Genomic DNA, 6,000 nt, shown 5'->3' with positions numbered 1-6,000 from the left:
TCATCGACACCGCCACCGAAGGCCTGTCCCCCGGCGATATCGTCACCGTCGAGGTTGACGAAGCCTCCGAATACGATCTCTGGGGCCAGCGGGTTTAACCCCGCCCACCGCGCGCTGCGTTAGGTTAACCAAGCACGTAAAAAACCGATGTGCATGGGTTGTGCATGAAACGTGCATCCCTTGTGGCTGTGATCTTTTTGCGATTAACGGCAAAAAAAGCCGCACGAACCGGGCAATAAAAGAGGGCTGGAGAGGTTCAATCTCCGGCCCTCGCCTTGCTGTCCTCAGGGGCTGTCCTCTGGGGGGCTGCCCTGCTCAACGCCCGGTCAGCAAACTGTGTAACCCTTTGTTATCAACGGCTTCATGCTGGCCTTTGTCTTGCGCAGCCATTCGGCGGGGCAGGGCACTGTGGCGGTAATAGCGTGACGGGAATAATGGGTGCATTTCCCCAAAACTACCGTTCTCTTTCAGCGGGTTAGCTCTGGATGGCTAAGCGGTAGCAGCCTTGCCAACCTCTTGGCGCAGCGCATTAAATCGGTGTTGGTTCACACAGGTCGGCGGGCAATCCGCCCCCTCTTCCATATGCGCATGAAGCCACCCTTCGCAGCATTCCGCCCAGGCACACCCCCGGCACCGATCCACCATATCCGCCCACTCGGAATTGTCTAAAACCCCTTGTTCCATAGCGTTTACAAGGTCCGTGCGGGTTGTTTTGGCCATCCCCATAGCTAGCCAGTAGTGCCACATTTCGGGGCCCAGCGTCTGCATAACGATTCCCTAACTTTTGCTGTGCCACACTTGGATGACACAAGGTAAGGATGCGCGCCTTGAGGTAAATCAATGTCCGCCAGTCCACTTTTTGCGGGTTCGGCAATGATCACCTCACCATGATGGGGGGTGCGATCGGGGTTTATCCTCTGCGCCTGATCGGTGCCGGATATTGGCGCAACGGATGGCAGACGCCGAAAGAGCAGGGCGATGAAGGCGGTACTTGATCGCTAAACATGGTTAATGCTTTGTTACCGCCCACGCATCCGGCCCCCTGTCATCCCCTCGCGTAAAGCCCGATGAACGCCATCAGCCAGACCACGCCAATCGCCAGAGAAGTCAGGGCAACCGCGGCAGAGGCAGTGTCCTTGGCCTGTTTCGCCAGCGGGTGACGCTCTAGCGAAATGTAATCAATGGCGCGCTCGATGGCTGTGTTAAGGCATTCAAATGCAAGCACAAATAGCCCGCCACCCACAATCATCGCCCGCTCGCCGGGGTCAATCGGCAGCAGGATCGCGGCAATGGCCGAGATCACATAAGCGATGATCCACTGTTTGAGCGAGGGCTCGGTTTGCCACACATGCACAACCCCCTCCCACGACCATTTGGTTCGCACCCAAATCCGTTTTACCAGTTGTTTCAGCATTCTACATTCACCCGCAAGCGGCGCCTTCCTGAGCCCAGATATATGCGCGGCTGTGGCAATTGAATGGTAAAACAGCGGCTTCACGCTGTTGATCCGGCCCTTGCCACGGAGCGTTTACAGTGCGGCAGCGGTCACTCGCACCACTTCCATCCGCGAGGCATTGGGCGGATGCGTACCCAGAAAAGCATCGCCCGGATCGGGAATGCGAGAAAAATACTTGGCCCCGCGCACCGGATCGTATCCGGCCCGAAACGCAATAACGGTGCCCAACTGGTCGGCCTCCAGCTCATACTCTTTAGAAAACCGCCGCGCCCCCAACCCGGCCCCGATCCGCACAGCCGTGTCCACCGCCGCATCATTCCCCCCCGAGACAGTGGCAAGCGTGCCAAGAACCAGCGCCCCAATGGTCGCATCCTGCTGGCTGCGGGGGATATGTGCGGCAATATGATGCGCCGCCTCATGGCCCAGAATGAAGGCCAGTTCGTCTTGATTGCGGGCATCCGCGATAAGCGCCAGGGTGAAGGCAATCACCGGGCGGCCCCGCTCATCCAACGTTTGATAGGCATTGGGAGGCTGGCCGCGCCGATCATCCACAACGATCAGAAAGTCGCAATTTGCCTGGGGCTGGCGCGACCGGCATACACGTTCGGCCACAGGCTCCACCCGGTTGATAACGGTCACAAAATTCTTGGCAGCGGTGTCCGCGTCAAAGCCACCAGGCGCGGCGCCGTCACTAGAACCGGTTGGTTGCATGCATCCCGCAAGCACCAGAACGGCGCCGAGTAGTAACGCGTTGATCACTTTGCGCATATGGCCCTCGCCCGAAAAACTAGGCTGACTATATCAGTGCCACCGCCCAGCCCAAGCCCAAACGGCGAAACCTCGCGCGCTTGTGGCTTTCACGGCTGACAGCGCGCAACGCAGGCGTTACTCTTTAGCTATGTTTACGATCGAACACGATTTTGATGCCACGGTTGTGACCCTCATGGATGAGGGGACGCCGCATTTACAAGAAGACGTGACCATTCAAGCCTTTGAGGATTGCGTGACCGTCGAACAATTGGATACTCGGCAGGATGTGGTGCAAAAGATCACCCTCTCGATCGCCCAGATCCGCGATCTTGCCGCCGCGCTGGACCTTCCCGAAGGCGTCTACCAGCTCCGCCCTGCTCCCCGGGCCTGACCGAAGAGCCTGATCCTTTTAACGCGAGCAAAACGCTCGCGTCAGGTTAGCAATTCGAAGATGTTGGAAGAGCTTACGCCGCTCAGGATCGTGAGCGCGGCATTGTTGCTGTTGAAGCTGGTATTGTCACCGTCCAGTTGTGACATCACCAGGAAGCGCCGGGTCAGTTCTTCCATTTTGTCAGGATCGGTAAACTGGCTTACCGACGTGTCGCCGAACAGGCTCCCGGCCCTGTCTTTGAAGGTTTCCAACTGCTTGTCGATATCAATCGCAGCAAACTCAGGCGGCAGGTTGAGCGCCTTTTCGAACACGGCTCGCAGGGGTTCATTGCCCATCACCCGAAACCAGAGGGTATCTTCCTCGGCATCGTCCGCCGCAATTTCAGGCAACTCGCGCTGGATATTCATGGCAAGTTGCAGGTCGGTATCCTGCTCGCCCACGGCCGTTTCAAACGCACGGGTGGTATAGGCGTCGATGATCCTGTCTGGAAAGTCCGAGAGCACGGTGTTGGGCGTATCGAAGTCGCCAAAACCGAAGGCTTTCGAGAGGTCTTCATAGCGGTTATCCGAGAGGCGGTTGGCGAAGGCCGCCGGGTCAAGCGTGCCCTCCTCCAGTACCTTTTGGATAAAATAGCGATTGGCAATGTCATCCGACAGGCCAAATGCCCCCAGCGCCACGTTCAGCAAGCGATAGTCGCCAACCAAGTCCTCGGCGGATTTTACCTCGGAAATACGTTCCCGGAAGTCGGCAGAATTTCGCTGTACTTCAGCAGAGGAGGAAAACGCCTCCATCTGCTTGTCCTGGGTGCGCTGCAAAAGTTGCCATCCGGCAATGCCGCTCAAAGGGATGACGGGCGCGTACATCAGTTTGGCTTTTCATAGACGGCTTGTGCCGCGATCAACCTGTCCTCGCGGGGCAGCAGGGTGCGCAGGGCTTTGAGTGCCTGATAATGCTGGCCCAGACCGACCGCACGGGTTGCGGCATCAAGCTGGCTGCGACTGTCTGCATCGGTGAACACCTGGCTCAAACCCTCAATCCCGCGCAAGAGTTGCAACTCGGCTTCAGCCGCGCCGGTATCTCCTGACAGAATAAGCTGGGCGATGTAGCACACCCGTTTGACCGGGGTTACGGCTTCTTCCGGGTGGATCGCATCCCGCAACCGCAGAATATTTGCACCCGGCGTCACGATTGAGAGCCGCGAGCGCCGATCACCGTTTTCGATGACGGCACCATTGATAAGCACGCGCTCTTTGGGGCTGAGTTTCAGAACAAGACCGCTCATTTCGGGGCTCCCGTCTTGCCGCCAAGTCCACGCATGACGGCCATGTTGATTTCGATGAGCGGTTTCACTCCAACCTTGCGGCGCAGAACCTGGCCGGAGTGATGCTGGGTGAACTTGGCGAGGTAAAAAATCCGGGCCCGCAAATCATTGGGCAGATCATTGTCGCCATCGGCCACGTCGGCGGCCAGGGCCGTCCAGAGACGGCGATTTTCGTGAAGCGCTTCGACCAGTGCGGGAAACGTGCGGCAACTCTTCAGCCGATGTGTCACCTGAGAAAAGGCGGCGTATTCTGTGCCGCGGTTGGTACGGAGCGGGGCTTGCCCGCCAGAGGAGTAGGCGCTTCGCGCCATTTGCAGGGAATTCACGGCTATGTCCTTCCGGAACGCTCGAGTTCTGTCTTCGCGTGGGAGAGTGGGCGGGGCGCGCTGGGGCCGTTTTGACCCTGTATTTGTGCGCCCCGCCCGATATCAGATCAGGTCTCTTACCCGAACAGAGACAGGATGCTCTGGGGCGACTGGTTGGCGATTGAGAGCGACTGGACACCCAGCTGCTGCTGCACCTGAAGCGCCTGCAGGCGGGCCGAAGTCGCCTCCATATCCGCATCGACCAGCGTGCCGATACCAGCGGTGAGGCTGTCAGTCAGGTTCGAGATGAACTCGGACTGGGTCTCGATCCGGCCTTCCGCTGAACCGAAGGATGCCGCCGCGTCAATGGCGGTGTCGATATAGGTTTCGATATTGGCCAGAGCCGCCTCGACACCAAGATCGGTCATCACATCCAGCGAATCGACGCCCGAGAGGCCACCCGTCGCGGTGCCGCCACCCATACCTGCATCTGTGAGGGTCATGTCGGTGCCGTCATTGTCGATCTGTAGCACCCACTCGTTGCTGTCGTTGCGGACAACATTGGTGGTGATGTTCTCAACGCTGGCACCGTCGATGACGGTTTTCAGGCCGCGTGCCACGTCTTCCATTGATTCGCCCGGACCGGCCACATAGTCGTAGTTCACGCCGCCAAGAGCGACACGGTAGCCATCGCCATCCTGAACGGCTGCGGTGGCCGAGAAGGCAACGGTGGAAGCCCGTGCGCCGATTTCCTCGCCGGTAAAGCCAGCACCGGCAGCGCCAGCACCACCGCCGTTAACATTGGCCGTCGCGGTGGAATCGGTGGTCGAGAAGTTCACTTCCACATCGTCAAACTTGGAGGTGGATGTGATGGTGATCGTGCCAGTCGCAGCAGTCGCTACAATATCCTCGATCCCGGCCTCGTTGAGGGCTGCGATGATCCCGTCAGCCACCGTGGTTGGGGAATTGCCCGAGGCGTCAGACGTGTAGCTCACCGTCGTCCCGGCCACCTGCATATTGTAGGTATTGGAGGCCCCCGCAGTGACAGCCGCCAGCGCAATTGTCATCGTGTTCCCCTTGTTGGAGAACTCGTTGCCAGCCACGCCCGCAAGGCTATTGGCCCCATCTGCGGCCGTGATGTTGGCGCTGAGGTCGGTGCCGGTGCCGTAAACGCCCGCATCGAAGCTGAGGTCCTGGCGCGAGATCGCAATGTCAGACGCTGCCACTGTGCCATCCGAAGAACGATCGAGCGACGAAAGCACGTTCACGTCATCGGTGCCAGACAGCAGGTTGAGACCGTTGAACTGCGCCGCGCCGGTGACCGATTTTATCTGGTCGGAAAGCGCTGTGATGTCGGCTTGCAGCTTGGAGCGGTCAACGTTTTCTTCCTGCGCGCCGACGATCTTTTCTTTCATCTGCACGAGCAGGTCGGTCACCGTTTCGGCGCCGTTTCGGGCCACAGCCACGGTGCTCTCGCCAAGCGACAGGCTCTCGGAGATTGCCTTGAAGCCCTTCACGTCGGATTCCATCACTTTCGAGATGGCCCAGATCGAGGCGTTATCGCGTGCAGAGCCAACCGACTTGCCGGTGGAAATCTCGTTTTGGGTCTGCTGCAACTGCGAGTTCACACCGCGCAAAGTTTGCAGGGCGACCATGGAGCTGGTGTTTGTCAGAATGCTGGACATGGTTCGTATGGTCCTTTCAGAAGGGCGCTTTACGCCCAATTCACGTGCCGCAGGTGCGGCGGTTTCTGTCTGGTTTCACCAAGATACGGACC

Annotated in this window: 9 protein-coding genes; 2 read left to right on the top strand and 7 right to left on the bottom strand. The window is 58.8% G+C overall.

The features are described 5' to 3' along the window. A partial coding sequence (locus P1U55_RS15860) for a hypothetical protein (protein WP_366943044.1) occupies positions 1-98 on the top strand: 98 nt, incomplete at its 5' end. A gap of 391 nt (positions 99-489) precedes the next feature. On the opposite strand, the gene P1U55_RS10000 is transcribed toward P1U55_RS15860, so the two are convergent. The 3 genes from P1U55_RS10000 to P1U55_RS09990 form a co-directional block, all read right to left on the bottom strand. After that, positions 490-768: a DUF6455 family protein gene (locus tag P1U55_RS10000; RefSeq protein ID WP_301047434.1), complete on the bottom strand. Its 279-nt coding sequence runs from the start codon at positions 766-768 to the stop codon at positions 490-492. Between the two features lie 277 nt (positions 769-1,045). After that, positions 1,046-1,414 carry a diacylglycerol kinase gene (locus P1U55_RS09995; protein ID WP_301047433.1) on the bottom strand — a complete coding sequence of 123 codons (369 nt, stop codon included), beginning with the start codon at positions 1,412-1,414 and terminating at the stop codon, positions 1,046-1,048. 114 nt (positions 1,415-1,528) lie between these two features. Next, positions 1,529-2,224: a M48 family metalloprotease gene (locus tag P1U55_RS09990; protein WP_301047432.1), complete on the bottom strand. Its 696-nt coding sequence runs from the start codon at positions 2,222-2,224 to the stop codon at positions 1,529-1,531. Between the two features lie 130 nt (positions 2,225-2,354). Between P1U55_RS09990 and P1U55_RS09985 the strand changes: the two genes are divergently transcribed. Then, entirely contained in the window at positions 2,355-2,597 is a 243-nt protein-coding gene (locus tag P1U55_RS09985) for a hypothetical protein (protein WP_301047431.1), read from the top strand. A 41-nt stretch (positions 2,598-2,638) separates the two neighbouring features. On the opposite strand, the gene P1U55_RS09980 is transcribed toward P1U55_RS09985, so the two are convergent. The 4 genes from P1U55_RS09980 to P1U55_RS09965 all read right to left on the bottom strand — a co-directional run bounded on the left by P1U55_RS09980 (position 2,639) and on the right by P1U55_RS09965 (position 5,908). Beyond that, positions 2,639-3,460 (bottom strand): DUF1217 domain-containing protein, encoded by an 822-nt coding sequence (locus P1U55_RS09980; RefSeq protein ID WP_301047430.1) that lies wholly within the window; start codon positions 3,458-3,460, stop codon positions 2,639-2,641. Further along, the gene (gene flbT, locus P1U55_RS09975; RefSeq protein ID WP_301047429.1) at positions 3,460-3,879 is read right to left on the bottom strand and encodes a flagellar biosynthesis repressor FlbT; all 420 of its coding nucleotides are present in this window, start codon (positions 3,877-3,879) and stop codon (positions 3,460-3,462) included. The genes P1U55_RS09980 and flbT overlap by 1 nt, the downstream gene beginning before the upstream one ends. Next, positions 3,876-4,244, bottom strand: a complete 369-nt coding sequence (flaF, locus tag P1U55_RS09970) for a flagellar biosynthesis regulator FlaF (protein WP_301047428.1) — start codon at positions 4,242-4,244, stop codon at positions 3,876-3,878. The genes flbT and flaF overlap by 4 nt, the downstream gene beginning before the upstream one ends. Positions 4,245-4,360: 116 nt before the next feature. Next, positions 4,361-5,908: a flagellin gene (locus P1U55_RS09965; RefSeq protein ID WP_301047427.1), complete on the bottom strand. Its 1,548-nt coding sequence runs from the start codon at positions 5,906-5,908 to the stop codon at positions 4,361-4,363. Positions 5,909-6,000: the final 92 nt, after the last annotated feature.

Origin of the sequence: Vannielia sp., from assembly GCF_029212645.1 — a bacterium.
Lineage (GTDB): Bacteria > Pseudomonadota > Alphaproteobacteria > Rhodobacterales > Rhodobacteraceae > Vannielia.
The sequence above is the reverse complement of the archived record's forward strand: the minus strand, read 5'-3'. Positions and strand labels throughout refer to the sequence as shown.